We start from the raw sequence: 15,977 nt of genomic DNA, 5'->3' as shown, positions 1-15,977 counted from the left end.
CTATCAAAGAAAATGGGAAGCACGACTCACGCAATGGATGGAATTTGCAATGAAAAACGTGTCTTTCACCGAACGCCTGGTCCACGCCGTTGGCTATGAAGTTTTTGCGGTACTGCTGTGTGCGCCGCTGCTGTCCTGGATCATGGGCAAGTCGTTGGCAACGGCAGGCGCGCTGGCGGTGACCCTGTCGGTGATCGCCATGCTGTGGAACATGGTCTACAACGCACTGGTCGATCGCTGGGTGCAAACCGAACGCATCAACTGGAAGGCCAGTACGCGTTTCGTGCACGGTCTTGGCTTCGAAGCCGGCCTGGTGGTGTGGTGCCTGCCGGTGGCGGCTTGGATGCTGGAGATTTCGCTGCTGCAGGCGTTCATGGTGGAGCTGGGCTTCTTCGTGATCATCCTGCCCTACACCGTGGTGTACAACTGGGCGTTCGACAAAGCCCGGCACCTGCTGGTGCAGCGGCACCTGGCATGATTCTGCTACATGGCGCGGTTCACTGATCGGGGGTGGGCACAGGTCGGTGGTTGGGCGCAGGCCGTCGTGTAGGAGCGGGTTCACCCGCGAAAGGGCCGGGCCTGCTGGCCAATCTCTACACGCCGCTCACCGTCGCCGCCGCCACCGTATTCGCGGGTAAACCCGCTCCTACCACGGTGGTGGACACACATCGTGGGTTGGACACAGGCCGTCGTAGGAGCGGGTTTACCCGCGAAAGGGCCGGCCCTGCTGGCCAATTTCCACCCGCCGTTCACCGTCGCTGCCGCTACCGTATTCGCGGATAAACCCGCTCCTACCACGGTGGTGGACACACCTCGTGGGTTGGACACAGGCCGTCGTAGGAGCGGGATTACCCGCGAAAGGGCCGGGCCTGCTGGCCAATCTCTACACGCCGTTCACCGTCGCCGCCGCTACCGTATTCGCGGGTAAACCCGCTCCTACCACGGTGGTGGACACATGTGGGTGGTTGGGCGCAGCCGGTGCCATGCCCCGCGTCGCCTGCTTTGCGGGTACAACCGCTCAAGGTGACCGTATAAACCCATGAAAAACGGGGCATGCCATCGCTGGCATGCCCCGTTTTCATACAGCTGATGCGCCTCAGGCGACCTTGACGATCCAGCCTGCCGGTGCCTCTACATCGCCGCTCTGGATACCGGTCAGCTCGTTGTAGAGCTTCTGGGTAACCGGGCCGACCTTTTCCAGGTCGTGGAACACGTGCAGCTTGCCGTTGTACTCGATGCCGCCGATCGGGGTGATCACGGCTGCGGTGCCGCAGGCACCGGCTTCGACGAAGCGGTCCAGCTTGCTGATCTCGACATCGCCTTCGATCACGGTCAGGCCCAGACGCGATTGCGCCAGTTCCATCAGCGAGAGGCGGGTGATGCCTGGCAGTACCGAGGCCGATTTCGGGGTGACGAACTCGTTGTTGGCGGTGATGCCGAAGAAGTTGGCCGAACCGACTTCCTCGATCTTGGTGTGGGTCAGCGGGTCGAGGTAGATGGCGTCGGCGAAGTTGGCCTTCTTCGCTTCAGCGCCCGGCTGCAGGCTGGCAGCGTAGTTGCCACCGACCTTGGCCGCGCCGGTGCCCTGCGGGGCTGCACGGTCGAAGCTGGAAATCTGGAAGTTGTGCGGCTTCATGCCGCCCTTGAAATACGAACCAACCGGGATGGCGAACACCGAGAAGATGAACTCGGGGGCGGTGCGCACGCCAATGTTGTCGCCGGTGCCGATCACGAACGGGCGCAGGTACAGGGCGCCTTTGCCGTGCGGTGGCACGAACTTTTCATTCGCCTTGACCACTTGCTTGCACGCTTCGATGAACACATCGGTCGGCACGTGCGGCATCAGCAGGCGTGCGCAGCTGCGCTGCATGCGGGCCGCGTTCTGGTCCGGGCGGAACAGGTTGATCGAGCCGTCCTTGCAACGGTAGGCCTTCAGGCCTTCGAAGCACTGCTGGCCGTAGTGCAGGGCCGTGGAGCCTTCACTGATGTGCAGTACGTTGTCTTCGGTCAGGGTGCCCTTGTCCCACTCGCCATTGCGCCATACGGACAGGTAGCGTTTGTCGGTCTTGATGTAGTCGAAACCCAGCTTGTCCCAATTAATGCTTTCGTTGCTCATGACACCCTCATTGTCTTGCAAGTGCCCGATCGCTCGGGCTGCTGTTATATGCGCACCATGCCACCTTAAACCATCCTTGGCGGATCGGGAACGGCCAGTCACGAATTGATAGGCTGCGAAGCGATACTATCGTCAAACCGCAGGGTCAATGCCCCCGCAGGCGTTTTCCCCAGTCCCCGCCATGCACCCGTGCACAGGCCTCTTCGCTGTCATAGCGTACATGCCAAGCGGGATGGTCCAGCTGTATTCCAGCGTGGTCCAATGCCTGGCAGGTCAGTGCCAGCATACGTGCCTTTGCGTCGCCCGCCACTGCAGCGGCTTTATCGGCCTCTTGCTCGAATACCCAGGTAATACGCAGGCTGCCCGGAAAGTCCTCGGGGTCGAGGCGATGGGTAAGCCAACTGAAGCCGACAATCTCCGCCTTGGCGGCTTCGCAGGCATCGGTCAGGCACGCGACCAACTCCCGCTCCAGGCGGCCCATTTCGCGTTTGCCCAATGCCTTCACGGGTTGGCCTCGTCATCGATCTGTTGGCAAAAGCGCAGGCGGTTGCCGAACGGGTCCCACACCTGCATCTGCAGGCCCCAATCCAGGCGCTCGGCCTCAGGCCGGGCGAAACCGTACTGTTTACCCTGCAATTCACACTCCAGCGCGTGCAGGTCGTCGAGGCGGGCGAACACGGTCGAGCCAGGGCAGGCATCGCCATGGTGCTCTGAAAGGTGCAGGATCAGGCCATCACGGTGGATCTGCATGTACAACGGCAAGTCCGGGCTGAAGCGGTGCTCCCAGTCCAGGCTGAAACCCAGGAAATCGAGGTAGAACTCCTTGGCCTTGTCGATCGAGAATATGCGCAGTACAGGTATGGCGGGGGCGAGGGGCATGGTGCGTCCTTGACCGTGGATAAGGCGCCACTGTAGCGCACTTGCGCCCAGCGTTGTCGACCGGCCCCGCAGCAATGGTTGACCACCCGCCAGCCACTGCGTAGCCTTGCCCACTTCGAGGTTCTTCGGCCTGGCCGAAGCTAAGACGGGAACGCGGTACAAGCCGCGGCTGCCCCCGCAACTGTAAGCACCGACAACGGATCGACACAGCCACTGCGCCAGCGCGCGGGAAGGCGTCATCCCGCCAGCCCGCTGTTCGACTGAACGGGGACATGGAACGGTGCAAGCCAGGAGACCTGCCTCGTCACGTTTTCGACTTTCAACCGGGCGGGGTGATCCGGTGGCGAACAAGCCCGGCCGGCCTGGCCTGCGGCTGTCGTCCTGCATGCCCGCGCCACACTGCCAAGGGCAATGCGACATGAAAACACTGGCCAAGCTCCCCGTCACCATCGTCACCGGCTTCCTCGGCTCGGGCAAGACCACCTTGCTGCGCCACATGCTCGACAACGCCCAAGGGCGCCGCATTGCGGTCATCGTCAACGAATTCGGCGAACTGGGCATCGATGGTGAAATCCTCAAGCAGTGCAGCATCGGTTGCACCGAGGAAGAAGCCAGCGGCCGCGTCTACGAGCTGGCCAACGGCTGCCTGTGCTGCACCGTGCAGGAAGAGTTCTTCCCGGTGATGCGCGAGCTGGTGGCCCGCCGTGGCGACCTCGACCACATCCTCATCGAAACCAGCGGCCTGGCCCTGCCCAAGCCATTGGTACAAGCGTTCCAGTGGCCGGAAATCCGTAACGCCTGCACCGTCGATGCGGTCATCACCGTGGTCGACAGCCCGGCCGTGGCCGCTGGCACCTTTGCTGCCTACCCGGACCAGGTCGATGCCCAGCGCAAGCTCGACCCTAACCTGGACCATGAATCGCCCCTGCATGAGCTGTTTGCTGACCAGTTGGCCAGCGCCGACCTGGTGGTGTTGAACAAGGCCGACCTGATCGACGCCGAAGGCCTGGCCAAGGTGCGTGCCGAGGTGGCCGAAGAACTGCCGCCGGCGGTGAAAGTGATCGAGGCCAGCAGCGGCAAGCTGCCACTGGAGGTGCTGCTGGGCGTGGGTGCCGAGTCCGAGGCGCATATCGATGGCCGCCGAACCCACCACGATTCGCACCACGACGGCGACGATCATGACGATCATGACCACGACGCTTTCGACTCCATCTCCATCGACCTGCCAGAAGCCGACGAAAGCCTGCTGCTCGATGCGCTGACCCTGCTGGTGGTGGAGTTCGGTATCCTGCGCGCCAAAGGCTTCGCCGCCATCCCGGGCAAGCCGATGCGCCTGCTGGTACAAGGCGTGGGCACCCGTTTCGACAAGCACTTCGACCGCGCCTGGCGCGCCGATGAGCCGCGCATCACCCGCCTGGTGCTGATCGGCCAGGACCTCGATGCTGCCCAGCTGGAAGCGCGCCTGCGCCAGGCACTGGGCGCCTGACCCATGCACCTGCTGCGGACCCAGCCCGGTGGTTTCGTACCGGATGACAGCATTGCCGACCTCGGCCAGACACCCGCCGAGCTGGTGATTCTCTGCAGCGGCGATTCACACCTGGCCTTGCTCGCCGACACCGCCGAGCAATTGCCCGAAGACTTTCCCAGCCTGCGCCTGGCCAACCCGATGCAGGTGCAGAACCATGCCTCGGTCGACCTGTATGTCGACCAGGTGCTGCGCCACGCCAAGGTCATCCTGGTGTCGCTGCACGGTGGCGTTGGTTACTGGCGCTATGGTGTCGAACAACTGGTCGAGCTGGCCGCCCGTGGCGTGCAGCTGATTCTGGTGCCGGGCGATGACCGTCCGGACCCGGAGCTGACCAGTCTGGGCAACGTCCGCGGTGAGCAGGCCGAGCGGCTTTGGCATTACCTGCGCCAGGGCGGCAAGGCCAACGCCATCAACCTGTTCAACTGCCTGGCCAGCCAATGGCTGGGCCGCGACTATGCCTGGGACGAGCCGCAGCCTTTGCCGCGCACGGCGGTCTATCACCCCGCCAAGGGCAGCGCGACACTCGAGGACTGGTACCCGCACTGGCACCCCGAGCAGCCAGTGGCGCCGTTGCTGTTCTACCGTTCGCACCTGCAAGCGGCCAATACCGCGTTCATCGACGTGTTCTGCCAGCGCCTGCAGGCTGCCGGCCTGAACCCGTTGCCGATCGCCGTGGCCAGCCTCAAGGAAAGCGCCTGCCTGGAACAGGTCGAAGCCTGGCTGGACGAGGTCGGCGCCGAAGTGCTGGTCAATACCACCGGTTTCGCCTTGTCCAGCCCCGAGCGCCCCAACCTGCGCCCGTTTCGCCGCGACATCCCGGTGCTTCAGGCAATCTGCGCGCAGGACAACCAGCCAGGCTGGGAAGCCAGCGAGCAGGGCCTGGGCGCGCGCGACCTGGCCATGCACATTGCATTGCCGGAGCTGGACGGGCGCATCATCACGCGCCCGGTCAGCTTCAAGGACATGGCCTGGCGCAGCGAGCGCAGCCAGTCCGACGTTGTCTGCTACCGCGCCCACCCCGAGCGCATGGACTTTGTCGCCGAGCTGGCCCGCCGCTGGGTCGAGCTGGCCCGCCTGCCCAATGCCCAGAAGCGCGTGGCATTGGTGCTGGCCAACTACCCGACCCGGGATGGCCGCATTGGTAATGGCGTCGGCCTGGACACGCCCGCTGCCGCACTCAACATCCTCAAGGCGCTGCAGGCCGAAGGCTATCCGCTGGCCGAGTTGCCGGGCAGCGGTACGCAACTGATCCACCAGCTGCTCGGTGGCGTGACCAACGACCTCGACCATCTCGACCAGCGTCCCTGTGCCCAGAGCCTGAGCCTGGCCGATTACCAGGTGGCCTTCGAGCGCCTGCCGCAGGCCAACCGCCAGGCAGTGCTGGAACGCTGGGGGCCGCCCGAACAGGATCCGATGTACCGCAGCGGCCGGCTGATGGTTGCCGGCCTGCGCTTTGGCTTGACCTTCGTCGGTATCCAGCCGGCGCGGGGCTACCAGGTGGACCCTAGCGCGGTGTATCACGACCCTGACCTGGTGCCGCCGCACGGCTACCTGGCATTTCACTTCTGGTTGCGTCACGCATTTGCCGCCGATGCGGTGATCCACGTCGGCAAGCATGGCAACCTCGAATGGCTGCCCGGCAAAGGCGTCGGGCTGTCGGCGCAGTGCTGGCCGGACGCGCTGCTGGGTCCGCTGCCGAACATCTACCCGTTCATCGTCAATGACCCGGGCGAGGGTGCCCAGGCCAAGCGCCGCACCCAGGCGGTGATCATTGACCACCTGATGCCGCCGCTGACCCGTGCCGAAACCTATGGCCCGCTACGCCACCTGGAACAACTGGCCGACGAGTTCTATGAAGCGCAGTTGCTCGACCCTCGACGTGCCCGCGAGTTGCAGCGTGACATCCTCGAGCTGGTCAAGGCCAACCACATCGACCGTGAGTTGCAACTGGAAGGGCAACTGGACGATGCGGCGCTCTGGCTGCCGCGCCTGGATACCTACCTGTGCGACCTGAAGGAGTCGCAGATTCGCGATGGCCTGCACGTGTTTGGTCAGTCACCTGAGGGGCGGCTACGCCTGGATACGCTGCTGGCGTTGTTGCGGGTCGAGCGTGGCGACGGCCGTGGCGGTAATGCCAGCCTGCTGCGGGCTTTGGCCAAAGCACTGGTGCCGGGCTGGGACCCGCTCGACTGCGACCTTGGGCAGCCGTGGCAGGGCATACGCCCTGAACAGCTGCAGGCCATGAGCAATGAACCTTGGCGCACCTGTGGCGACACCCGCGAGCGCCTTGAGCTGTTGGCACTGCAGGTGATCGGGCAGGCGCTGGAAGGCACAGCACAGTTACCCGACCTGAGTGAGTGGCAACCGGTGCACGCTGTAGTGCAGGCCCTGCGTGAAGCGGTCGCACCCAGCCTGGACGCCTGCGGCACGGCTGAAATGCATGGCCTGCTGGCGGCACTGGCCGGGCGCTTCGTGCCCGCCGGCCCCAGTGGTGCGCCTAGCCGAGGGCGCCTCGATGTGCTGCCCACCGGCCGCAACTTCTATACTGTGGACGTGCGCAACCTGCCCACCACCACAGCCTGGCGCCTGGGCTTCGCCTCGGCCAGCCTGATCCTCGAGCGCCATCTGCAGGACCACGGCGATCACTTGCGTCAGCTCGGCCTGTCGGTGTGGGGCACGGCGACCATGCGCACCGGCGGCGACGACATTGCGCAGGCCATGGCGCTGATGGGCGTGCGGCCTGTCTGGGCCACCGGCAGCCAGCGCGTCGACGACTTCGAAATCTTGCCGTTGAGCCTGCTCGACCGTCCCCGGGTGGATGTGACCTTGCGCGTTTCCGGCTTCTTCCGCGATGCCTTCGGTAACCTGATCCGCCTGTTCGACGCCGCCGTGCAGGCCGTGGCCGCGCTGGACGAGCCGGACGACCTCAACCCCCTGGCAGCCCGCGTGCGCAGCGAGCGGGCCGCGCTGCAGGCTCAAGGCGTGGATGCCGAGCAGGCTGCACGTCAGGCTGGCTGGCGGGTGTTCGGTGCCAAACCCGGCGCTTACGGTGCCGGGGTGCAGAACGCCATCGACGGGCGCTTGTGGCACAGCCGCGATGACCTGGCAGAGGTCTACCTCAACCACGGCGGCTATGCCTACGGCGGCAGCGACGACGGCACCCCGGCCCGCGCCCAGTTCGCCCAGCGCCTGGCCAAGGTGCAGGCGGTGCTGCAGAACCAGGACAACCACGAGCACGACCTGCTCGATTCCAACGATTACTACCAGTTCCAGGGCGGCATGCTGGCGGCCTCGGAAACCCTGTCCGGGGCGGTGGTGGCCAGCTACCATGGCGACCACAGCCAGGCCGACCGACCGCGCATCCGTACCCTCAAGGAAGAGCTGAACCGGGTGATCCGCGCGCGTGCGCTCAATCCCAAGTGGATCGACGGGGTCAAGCGTCACGGCTACAAGGGTGCCTTCGAGATGGCCGCGACAGTCGACAACCTGTTCGCCTTCGACGCCACCACGCACCTGATCGACGACCATCATTACCAGGGGCTGGCCGATGCCTATGTGCTCGACCCGGCGACCCGCGATTTCATGCGCGAGCACAACCCCGAGGCCCTGCGCGACCTCACCGAGCGCCTGCTGGAGGCCCAGCAGCGCGGCTTGTGGCAGGCGCCGGGCGACTACCGCGAAGCCCTTGAGGACCAACTGCTCGATGGCGAGGAACAGGCTTGAAATGAGTGAACCCGTACAATTTCCGCTGGCGGCCGTGGTCGGTGCAGACGACCTCAAGCTGGCGCTGTGCCTGACCGCTATCGACCCCAGGATCGGTGGTGTGTTGATCGAAGGGCCGCGTGGCATGGCCAAGAGCACCCTGGCCCGTGGCCTGGCCGACCTGCTTGGCGAAGGCCCGTTCGTCACCTTGCCATTGGGCGCCAGTGAAGAGCGGTTGGTCGGCACCCTCGACCTGGATGCCGCGCTGGGGCAGGGCAAGGCGCAGTTTTCCCCGGGCGTGCTGGCCCAGGCCGACGGCGGTGTGCTGTATGTCGATGAAGTCAACCTGCTGCCCGACACCTTGGTCGATCTGTTGCTTGACGTGGCTGCCAGCGGCACAAACCGTATCGAACGTGACGGTATCTCGCATCGGCACAGCGCCCGCTTCGTACTGATCGGCACCATGAACCCGGAAGAGGGCGAACTGCGCCCGCAGTTGCTCGACCGTTTTGGCTTGAACGTGGCGCTGGAGGGCTTGCCGGAGCCCGAGGCCCGGCAGCAGATCATTCGCCGCCGTCTGGCCTTCGACAGTGACCCTCAGGCGTTCTGCGCACACTGGGCCCAGGCCCAGGCGCAACTGCGCGAGCGCTGCCACGCGGCGCGCCAGGCCTTGGCCGACATTGCCCTGGATGACCAGGCGCTTGCCTGGATTACCGAGCGCTGCTACGCCGCCGGCGTGGACGGCCTGCGCGCCGACCTGGTGTGGCTGCGCGCTGCGCGCGCCCACTGTGCCTGGCGTGGGGCTGCAGCTATCGAAGAAGTGGATGTCGAGGCGGTGGCCGAATTCGCCTTGCGCCATCGCCGCCGTATGACGCCCCAGGCCAACCCGCCGTCGGCGCCACAGCCGCCTGACCAGCAGCCCGGCGCCGGCAACCCGGGCGAACAGGGTGGGCAGGGCGACTGGGGGGCATTACCGGCACAGCCGGTAGCCAGCGGCGCCCGCCGCGAGGTGCCGAACTGGGCAAAAAAGCCCTGAGCATCCCCCAGCCACCAGCCAACGGGGCGGATGCCAGAACGGGCATAGGCAAGCAGAACGGTACCCGCCGTGGCCTCGTGCGAAATGCGGCGGCCGGCCGGGTAGCCTGGCTGCCGACCTTGCTCAAAGGGCGGCCACGCCAGCGACAGGACCTGTGCTGGCAGCAGCGCCAAGGCAGGCCGGCAGAATTGTGGCTGGTGATCGTCGATGCCTCGGCTTCAACCCGGCGCCATCAGGCGCTGGCACAGACCAAAGGGCTGCTGGCGGCATTGTTCGACCAAGCCTATCGACAACGCGCCCGCCTGGCCCTGCTGACTGCCAGCGGGCGCACGCCACAGTGGCAGCGCCACGGGCTGAAGGCATCCGCTGCCTTGCAACCCTGGCTGCAGGCCTTGGGGGCAGGTGGGGGCACGCCGCTGATCGCCGCACTGGAACAGGCGCGGCACTGGCTACAGGCGCGGCAGCGAGCCCATCCGCAAGAGGCCTTGCGTTGCCTGGTGTTCACCGACGGTCGCCTGCAGCACAGCAATACCGTGCAGCCGATGCCATGCGCCACGTTGTTGGTCGATATGGAACTGGCGCCCGTGCGCCTGGGACGCGCTCAGCGTCTGGCAGAACAATTGCAGGCTGATTACCAGCACTTGCAACAATTCAAGGTGGTGGATTGAACTGGCAGGTTGCGACACGTTGTCGCAATTGGGAAAGTTGCCACAACAGCAACAGAGAAGTTGTACAAGTGCGTGACCATGCACGCACTTGTTGTGCTGGCCAATATTACTTCGGCATCGACCACGGTTGCAGGTCGTAGCCCTTTTCACACAATTCGGCGCGCACTTCTTCGATCAGGCTGGCCCACTGGGCCGGGTCGGAGTAGATGCGCGACGACACTTGCTTGGCGCCGATGCGGGTGCTGGTCCGGTCGATCACTGCCAGGCTCAGTTCACCAGTACCGTTGGGTGCATCCCAGGCTACGCACTGGAAAGGTTCGAAGGCGTGGTCGGCAATCAGCAGTGCTTCGTTGACACGGAGCGGGGCATTCATGGTTCGGTCTCTCTATGGTCCCAAACATCGAAGTGAAGTCCGCGTTGCTTCAAAGTCGCCTCATTGATCGCGAAGTGCAGCGCGGGGTTATGTCTACTGATGCTCGTTGTTCGTGGGTAAGTCACACATTGGCTGTAAATTTTTTTTCAGGGTCGACGCTGTTCTTGCCGGCGCCGCCATGTGATGTCGATAAAGTGCGAAAATTCCCGTGGCGGTTTGTAAAAAAATGATTCGGCAGACAGACGGTACTGGGAACCGTCAACTTCGTTGCTACTGTTAAACGGGCGCCACAACTTGCTGTTTTACTTCAAAAAACCAAAAACTGGCGCCAAGGATCGGTCATGCAGCAGCCTGCCGCTCAACGCCGTTTGCTTATCGTCGACCCCTGCGACGATTGCCACCGCTTGTTACCTGGCCTGCGCAACGCAGGCTGGGATGTGGACAGCTGTATGCTCGGGGCTGCGCTGGACCACACGTGCGATGTCGGGCTATTGCGCTTGCAGGCTTCGCACCTGAGGCACCCGGACGCGGTCAAGGACATGATCAAGCGCAGCAACACCGAATGGATTGCCGTGCTCAGCGCCGATCAGTTGCGCATGCCGGCGTTCGGTGATTTTGTGTGTGAGTGGTTTTTCGACTTCCATACCCTGCCGTTCGACGTCTCCCGCGTGCAGGTAACCCTGGGCCGGGCCTTCGGCATGGCGCGCTTGCGCGGCAAGGGGGCCATCAAGGTCGATGAGGCAACCCATGAGTTGCTCGGCGAAAGCCGGCCTATCCGCGAGTTGCGCAAGTTGCTGGGTAAACTGGCACCCACCGAATCGCCTGTGCTGATCCGCGGGGAGAGCGGCACCGGCAAAGAGCTGGTGGCGCGCACCTTGCACCGCCAGTCGCAACGCAGCGAGCAGCCGTTCATCGCGATCAACTGCGGGGCGATCCCCGAGCACTTGATCCAGTCCGAACTGTTCGGCCATGAGAAGGGCGCCTTTACCGGTGCCCACCAGCGCAAGACCGGGCGTATCGAAGCGGCCGACGGCGGCACGTTGTTCCTCGATGAAATCGGCGACCTGCCGTTGGAGTTGCAGGCCAACTTGCTGCGTTTTTTGCAGGAGAAGCACATCGAGCGGGTGGGTGGCAGCCAGCCCATACCGGTGGATGTAAGGGTGCTGGCGGCCACCCATGTGGACCTCGAGCGGGCCATCGAGCAAGGGCGTTTCCGCGAAGACCTGTATTACCGCCTGAACGTCTTGCAGGTGGTGACCGCGCCGTTGCGCGACCGGCATGGTGACCTGTCGATGCTGGCCAACCATTTTGCCCATTTCTACAGTGTGGAGACCGGGCGTCGGCCACGGTCGTTCAGCGACCATGCCCTGGCGGCGATGGGGCGGCATGACTGGCCGGGCAATGTGCGCGAGCTGGCCAACCGCGTGCGCCGCGGGTTGGTGCTGGCCGAAGGGCGGCAGATCGAGGCGCAGGACCTGGGGTTGCAGCTGCTCGACCCGGAACAACAGCCGCTGGGCACGCTGGAAGAATACAAGCAGCGCGCCGAGCGCCAGGCGCTGTGCGATGTGCTCAACCGGCACAGCGATAACCTGAGCGTGGCGGCCAAGGTGCTGGGCATTTCACGGCCGACGTTCTATCGGTTACTGCACAAGCACCAGATACGCTGAGCGGCGCTGAGGTACGCTTGCGCCGTTCTTTGAAGCCGCTCTTACACAAGCCCGTGTAGGAGCGGGTTCACCCGCGAAAGGGCCGGGCCTGCTGGCCAATTTCCACCCGCCGTTCACCATTGTCGCGGCTACCGTATTCGCGGCTAAAGCCGCTCCTACCGGGAAACCACAAGCCTGCGTAGGAGCGGGTTTACCCGCGAAAGGGCCGGGCCTGCTGGCCAATGTCCACCCGCCGTTCACCGTTGTCGCGGCTACCGTATTCGCGGGTAAACCCGCTCCTACCGGGGAACCACAAGCCTGCGTAGGAGCGGGTTTACCCGCGAAAGGGCCGGGCCTGCTAGCCAATGTCCACCCGCCGTTCACCGTTGTCGCGGCTACCGTATTCGCGGGTAAACCCGCTCCTACCGGGGAACCACAAGCCTGCGTAGGAGCGGGTTTACCCGCGAAAGGGCCGGGCCTGCTGGCCAATTTCCACCTGCCGTTCACCGTTGTCGCGGCTACCGTATTCGCGGCTAAAGCCGCTCCTACAGGGAACCACCAAAACCACAAGCCCGTGTAGCGAAGAGGCCCTGCCCGGCGAACTCAGTGCGGTCCGCGCGGGATGGTCTTGAGCAAGTCTTCGGGGCTGATATGCCCCACCACCTGGGCCACCGCGCTGCCCGGGGTCGGCAGGTCGATGATGTGGCTCTTCATCTTGCCGATCACATGCATCTCGCACGGCTTGCAGTCGAACTTCAGGGTCAGCACTTCGTCACCCTGAATCAGCTGCATCGGTGCCACCTTGGTACGCACGCCGGTCACGCCCTTGGCCTGCTTGGGGCACAGGTTGAAGGAGAAGCGCAGGCAGTGCTTGGTGATCATCACCGGCACTTCGCCGTGTTCTTCATGCGCTTCATAGGCCGCATCGATCAGTTGCACACCGTGGCGGTGGTAGAAGTCGCGGGCCTTCTGGTTGTATACGTTGGCCAGGAACGACAGGTGCGACTCGGGGTACACCGGCGGTGGCGTGGTCTCGGCCTTGCGCCCGCCACGCGGATGCGCCTGCACGCGTGCTGCAGTCAGTGCCTCGATGGCTTCGCGGCGCAGGGCCTTGAGCTGCGAGTTGGGAATGAAGTACGCCTGCGGGGCATCCAGTTCGATGCGGTCGGCGTGGTACAGGGTGGTGCCCAGTTGACCGAGCAGGTCGTGCAACTGCTCCAGTGCCTGCTGAGGCTTGTTGGCTACGCCGAATGGGCCGTCCAGGGCCACCTGCACGCTCACGCCTTCTTCACTGCTGAGGGTAAGCATCAGGCGCTGCTCGCGCAGGACCGCGTGCCACTCCACGCCGACCCGGCGTTCGGAGGAGGTGCGTTGCAGGGCCTGTTGCCAATTGTGGTCGAGGTTGCGCGACAGCGGGTGGTTGGGCCGCAGCTTGTGCAGGCCTTCGGGCATTTCGTTGGGTTCGACGCGATAGCGGTAGCGCTTCTGGCCGTCTTCTTCGAACTCGCCACGTGGTTCGGCGATGTTGGCGCGGAAGCCCACCACTTCGCGCTTGACCAGCACATTGAGGCCGTCGCCGTTGGTCAGCGGTACGTCGGTGACCACTTGCATGTCACGCTTGCCAACCTTTTCCACTACGCCCACCGGCAGGCCGGTGAAGGTTGGCGAGTCGAAGGCGCCGATATCGACCTTGCGGTCGGTCACGAAGTAATCGGTGCTGCCGCGGTGGAAGGTTTTATCCGGGTCGGGCAGGAAGAAGTGTTGGGTACGGCCGCTGGACGCGCGGGCGTACTGAGGGCGGTCTTCAAGGATGGCGTCGAGCTCTTTGCGGTAATGGGCGGTGATGTTCTTCACATAGCCCATGTCCTTGTAGCGGCCCTCGATCTTGAACGAGCGCACGCCGGCATCGACCAGGTCAGCCAGGTTGGCGGTCTGGTTGTTGTCCTTCATCGACAGCAGGTGTTTCTCGAACGCAACCACGCGGCCCTGGTCATCTTTCAGCGTGTAGGGCAGGCGGCAGGCTTGCGAGCAATCACCACGGTTGGCGCTGCGGCCGGTCTGCGCATGGGAAATGTTGCATTGGCCAGAGAACGCCACGCACAGCGCGCCGTGGATGAAGAACTCGATGGCGGCATCGGTTTCGGCGGCGATGGCGCGGATTTGCTGCAGGTTCAGCTCCCGCGCCAGTACCAGTTGCGAGAACCCGGCCTGGTCGAGGAACTTGGCCCGTTCCAGGGTGCGGATGTCGGTCTGGGTGCTGGCATGCAGCTCGATTGGCGGGATGTCCAGCTCCATCACCCCAAGGTCCTGCACGATCAGCGCGTCAACGCCGGCATCGTACAGCTGGTGAATCAGCTTGCGCGCCGGTTCCAGCTCGTTGTCGTGGAGGATGGTGTTGATGGTGGTGAACACGCGTGCATGGTAGCGATGGGCGAACTCGACCAGCTCGGCGATATCGCTGACTTCGTTGCAGGCGTTATGGCGCGCGCCGAAGCTCGGGCCGCCGATATAGATGGCGTCAGCGCCGTGCAGGATCGCTTCACGGGCGATGGCCACGTCACGGGCAGGGCTGAGCAGTTCCAGGTGATTCTTTGGAAGGGACATGTCGTTATATTTTCGGGCTGTCACGGTTTAGGCGGGCATTGTAGCGGTGAAACGGGCTGGCGGCATCATTGGGGTGCCGAGAGGTGCGGGATTGGCTGCGGGTACGCGCAACTGTGGGAGCGGCCTTGCGTCGCGAAAGGGCCGCAGAGCGGCCCCGGCGATTTTGCGGTCAGTCAACGATGTTGGGGGCGCTGCGCACCCCCACAAGCGCAGCTCAGCGCTTGGCAGCCATCGCCGTCACTTCCACGCGCATGCCTTCAAAGGCCAGCGAAGCCACACCCACCGCCGCACGCACCGGCCAGGGCTTGCTGAAGAAGCGCTGGTACACCTCGTTGAACGCCGCGCGGTCGGCCATGTCGGTCAGGTAGATGGTCAGGTGCAGCACGCGGTCCATACCGCTACCGGCCTTCTCCAGGGCCACTTTCAGCGCCTGCAGGGTGCATTCGCTCTGCTCGACGATGCCGCCCAGTTCCAGGCTGCCGTCGGCGTGGGTCGGGATTTGCGTGGTGACCAGCACGCCGTTGTACTCGGCAACGTCCGAGGAAATCGACTCGGCGTCCGGGTCCGGGGTGTAGATGATGTCTGCATGTGCCATGGTGTGTCTGCCTTGCAACGGAAGGAAAACGGCAAGCCTACGCGAGCACACCAGCCCGGTCGAGGGTGCCTCGGCGTTTGAAATGCGCGGCGTTCGCCGTCAGAATCGCGGGCGATTGCAAAACCAGAGGTTTACGTTGAACGAACAGACTTTGTCCAGGCGCCTGGAGCGCGTGGCCGCCCATGTACCGCAGGGGGCGCGCCTGGCCGACATTGGCTCGGACCACGGCTACCTGCCGGTCGCCTTGATGCTGCGTGGCGTGCTCGAGGCCGCTGTAGCGGGTGAAGTGGCGCAGACGCCGTTCGCCTCGGCCCAGCGCAATGTGCGCAGAAACGGCCTGCAAGCGCAGGTAACCGTGCGCCTGGCCGATGGGCTGGCAGCGGTAGAGCCGCAAGACCGTATCTCGGTGGTGAGCATCTGCGGGATGGGCGGGGACACCATGTGCGAGATCCTCGAGGCCGGCAAGCAGCGCCTTGGCGGCGTCACGCGCCTGGTACTGCAACCCAATGGCGGTGAGCGCGAACTGCGCCAGTGGCTGGCGGGCAATGGTTACCAGATCGTCAGCGAAGAGCTGCTGCGGGAAAACCGCTTCGATTACGAGATCATCGTCGCTGAGCCGGGCAGGGGGGTGTATAGCGCTGAACAGCTGTACTTCGGCCCCGTGTTGATGCAGGAAAAAAGCGAGGCGTTTGTGGTCAAGTGGCGGCGCATGCTGCGGCAGAAGCAGCAGACCCTGGCCAATTTCCAGCGGGCCCGCGATGCGGTGCCTCAGGCGAAGATCGACGATTTCAATCAGCAGGTGGGCTGGATCACCCAGGTGCTGGCCTGAC

13 protein-coding genes and 1 riboswitch are annotated in these 15,977 nt (G+C 64.4%); of the genes, 7 read left to right on the top strand and 6 right to left on the bottom strand.

Annotated elements, in window-relative coordinates:
* Positions 1–49 precede the first annotated feature (49 nt).
* Positions 50–478: a multidrug/biocide efflux PACE transporter gene (locus tag ACZ889_RS20500; protein WP_004577017.1), complete on the top strand. Its 429-nt coding sequence runs from the start codon at positions 50–52 to the stop codon at positions 476–478.
* Positions 479–1,096: 618 nt separating this feature from the next.
* Here the strand turns inward: ACZ889_RS20500 and ACZ889_RS20495 are convergent.
* From ACZ889_RS20495 to ACZ889_RS20485, 3 genes are all read right to left on the bottom strand, one after another.
* Entirely contained in the window at positions 1,097–2,116 is a 1,020-nt protein-coding gene (locus tag ACZ889_RS20495; protein ID WP_003247906.1) for a branched-chain amino acid aminotransferase, read from the bottom strand.
* Between the two features lie 145 nt (positions 2,117–2,261).
* On the bottom strand, positions 2,262–2,621 hold the full coding sequence (locus tag ACZ889_RS20490) for a hypothetical protein (protein ID WP_476257758.1): 360 nt from the start codon (positions 2,619–2,621) through the stop codon (positions 2,262–2,264).
* A complete protein-coding gene (locus ACZ889_RS20485; protein WP_180689847.1) occupies positions 2,618–2,995 on the bottom strand; it encodes a glyoxalase superfamily protein in 378 nt (125 codons plus the stop codon). The genes ACZ889_RS20490 and ACZ889_RS20485 overlap by 4 nt, the downstream gene beginning before the upstream one ends.
* 101 nt (positions 2,996–3,096) lie before the next feature.
* Positions 3,097–3,313, top strand: a riboswitch (cobalamin riboswitch).
* A gap of 100 nt (positions 3,314–3,413) precedes the next feature.
* On the opposite strand from ACZ889_RS20485, the gene cobW reads away from it, so the two are divergent.
* The 4 genes from cobW to ACZ889_RS20465 all read left to right on the top strand — a co-directional run bounded on the left by cobW (position 3,414) and on the right by ACZ889_RS20465 (position 9,929).
* Complete coding sequence (gene cobW, locus ACZ889_RS20480; RefSeq protein WP_004577133.1) at positions 3,414–4,481, top strand: cobalamin biosynthesis protein CobW; 1,068 nt, start codon at positions 3,414–3,416, stop codon at positions 4,479–4,481.
* Positions 4,482–4,484: 3 nt separating this feature from the next.
* On the top strand, positions 4,485–8,246 hold the full coding sequence (cobN, locus tag ACZ889_RS20475) for a cobaltochelatase subunit CobN (RefSeq protein WP_476257757.1): 3,762 nt from the start codon (positions 4,485–4,487) through the stop codon (positions 8,244–8,246).
* 1 nt (position 8,247) lies between these two features.
* The gene (locus tag ACZ889_RS20470) at positions 8,248–9,261 is read left to right on the top strand and encodes a magnesium chelatase ATPase subunit I (protein WP_180689850.1); all 1,014 of its coding nucleotides are present in this window, start codon (positions 8,248–8,250) and stop codon (positions 9,259–9,261) included.
* 77 nt (positions 9,262–9,338) lie between these two features.
* On the top strand, positions 9,339–9,929 hold the full coding sequence (locus ACZ889_RS20465) for a vWA domain-containing protein (RefSeq protein ID WP_012052138.1): 591 nt from the start codon (positions 9,339–9,341) through the stop codon (positions 9,927–9,929).
* Between the two features lie 106 nt (positions 9,930–10,035).
* Here ACZ889_RS20465 and ACZ889_RS20460 read toward each other — a convergent pair whose 3' ends face one another.
* A complete protein-coding gene (locus tag ACZ889_RS20460) occupies positions 10,036–10,302 on the bottom strand; it encodes a hypothetical protein (RefSeq protein ID WP_003247923.1) in 267 nt (88 codons plus the stop codon).
* Positions 10,303–10,643: 341 nt separating this feature from the next.
* Here ACZ889_RS20460 and ACZ889_RS20455 point away from each other — a divergent pair, with 341 nt between their 5' ends.
* Positions 10,644–11,969: a sigma-54 dependent transcriptional regulator gene (locus tag ACZ889_RS20455; RefSeq protein ID WP_003247925.1), complete on the top strand. Its 1,326-nt coding sequence runs from the start codon at positions 10,644–10,646 to the stop codon at positions 11,967–11,969.
* Positions 11,970–12,551: 582 nt separating this feature from the next.
* Here ACZ889_RS20455 and ACZ889_RS20450 read toward each other — a convergent pair.
* Together ACZ889_RS20450 and ACZ889_RS20445 are read right to left on the bottom strand one after the other, a co-directional pair.
* Positions 12,552–14,552 carry a peptidase U32 family protein gene (locus tag ACZ889_RS20450; protein WP_004577525.1) on the bottom strand — a complete coding sequence of 667 codons (2,001 nt, stop codon included), beginning with the start codon at positions 14,550–14,552 and terminating at the stop codon, positions 12,552–12,554.
* A 214-nt stretch (positions 14,553–14,766) separates the two neighbouring features.
* Complete coding sequence (locus ACZ889_RS20445) at positions 14,767–15,147, bottom strand: RidA family protein (RefSeq protein ID WP_004577524.1); 381 nt, start codon at positions 15,145–15,147, stop codon at positions 14,767–14,769.
* A gap of 136 nt (positions 15,148–15,283) precedes the next feature.
* On the opposite strand from ACZ889_RS20445, the gene ACZ889_RS20440 reads away from it, so the two are divergent.
* Positions 15,284–15,976: a tRNA (adenine(22)-N(1))-methyltransferase gene (locus ACZ889_RS20440; protein ID WP_004577523.1), complete on the top strand. Its 693-nt coding sequence runs from the start codon at positions 15,284–15,286 to the stop codon at positions 15,974–15,976.
* The last annotated feature ends 1 nt before the right edge of the window (position 15,977 follow it).

This window comes from Pseudomonas sp. TE3895, from assembly GCF_056278855.1.
Note: the sequence above shows the minus strand (reverse complement) of the source record. Positions and strands in the feature narration are given on the sequence as shown.

What these genes read in the sequence shown, in the direction of transcription:
- cobN (WP_476257757.1), top strand. Translation starts at nt 4,485, where the DNA reads ATGCACCTGCTGCGGACCCAGCCCGGTGGTTTCGTACCGGATGACAGC.
- ACZ889_RS20495 (WP_003247906.1), bottom strand. Translation starts at nt 2,116, where the DNA reads ATGAGCAACGAAAGCATTAATTGGGACAAGCTGGGTTTCGACTACATC.
- ACZ889_RS20445 (WP_004577524.1), bottom strand. Translation starts at nt 15,147, where the DNA reads ATGGCACATGCAGACATCATCTACACCCCGGACCCGGACGCCGAGTCG.
- ACZ889_RS20455 (WP_003247925.1), top strand. Translation starts at nt 10,644, where the DNA reads ATGCAGCAGCCTGCCGCTCAACGCCGTTTGCTTATCGTCGACCCCTGC.
- ACZ889_RS20450 (WP_004577525.1), bottom strand. Translation starts at nt 14,552, where the DNA reads ATGTCCCTTCCAAAGAATCACCTGGAACTGCTCAGCCCTGCCCGTGAC.
- ACZ889_RS20485 (WP_180689847.1), bottom strand. Translation starts at nt 2,995, where the DNA reads ATGCCCCTCGCCCCCGCCATACCTGTACTGCGCATATTCTCGATCGAC.
- ACZ889_RS20470 (WP_180689850.1), top strand. Translation starts at nt 8,248, where the DNA reads ATGAGTGAACCCGTACAATTTCCGCTGGCGGCCGTGGTCGGTGCAGAC.
- ACZ889_RS20500 (WP_004577017.1), top strand. Translation starts at nt 50, where the DNA reads ATGAAAAACGTGTCTTTCACCGAACGCCTGGTCCACGCCGTTGGCTAT.
- cobW (WP_004577133.1), top strand. Translation starts at nt 3,414, where the DNA reads ATGAAAACACTGGCCAAGCTCCCCGTCACCATCGTCACCGGCTTCCTC.
- ACZ889_RS20460 (WP_003247923.1), bottom strand. Translation starts at nt 10,302, where the DNA reads ATGAATGCCCCGCTCCGTGTCAACGAAGCACTGCTGATTGCCGACCAC.